2 protein-coding genes are annotated in these 662 nt (G+C 44.1%); both read right to left on the reverse strand.

The features are described from left to right. Nucleotides 1-283: IS3 family transposase (locus IEX60_RS24750; protein WP_188754072.1), on the reverse strand; the 283-nt coding region annotated here is incomplete at its 3' end. Between the two features lie 44 nt (nucleotides 284-327). Continuing rightward, nucleotides 328-606, reverse strand: a complete 279-nt coding sequence (locus tag IEX60_RS24755) for a transposase (protein WP_188754073.1) — start codon at nucleotides 604-606, stop codon at nucleotides 328-330. Nucleotides 607-662 lie beyond the last annotated feature (56 nt).

A 662-nucleotide genomic window follows, 5' to 3' on the forward strand; every position in this document is an offset into this window, starting at 1 on the left:
ACTTGTAATCCGCCTTATTGGCCATGCTCAGGTTTTTCTTGGGATATATTGTCTTCAGGTTCATCATCTTATACAATCTCCTGACACGCTTCTGCCCCACAGAATAACCTAAGTCTTTCCTAAGATGGACGGTCATCCGCTCAACACCGTAGAAAGGACAGTCCAAAAACTTACGGTCTATAGCTTTCATCAGCCGCTGGTTGAACAGCGAGACACCCTTGGGCTTAAAATAGTAGCTGCTACGCGGAAGCCCTATAATCTTGCATTGTTTGTGAACGCTCATCTTTTTGTGGGATGGGCAAACAAGCTGGCGTTTCTCCTCTAAACTCATTTGCCCAATACTTTTTTTAAAAAATCAACCTGTATCTGGAGTTCTCCAATCTTGGAGTAAAGCTCCTTCTCTTTGGATTCGTCCTTTGACGAGGGTTTACCTGTCGTAAAAGCCGCTTCCGCATTGCTTAAAAACTCCCGCTTCCAGGTGTTGATCTGGGTAGCTTGGACCTCATACTTCGATGCCAGCTCATGGATCGTCTGCTGTTCCTTAATCGCTTCTATCGCCACCTTGGCCTTGAAACTCGCACTAAACTTTCTTCTTGATTTCTTCATTCTCAACTGCTAATTTAAACATTTATGCAGTTGTCCAGTATTTGGGGAGTATCACA

It is taken from the genome of Parapedobacter defluvii, assembly GCF_014642075.1.
In the GTDB taxonomy this organism is placed as follows: Bacteria; Bacteroidota; Bacteroidia; order Sphingobacteriales; family Sphingobacteriaceae; genus Parapedobacter; species Parapedobacter defluvii.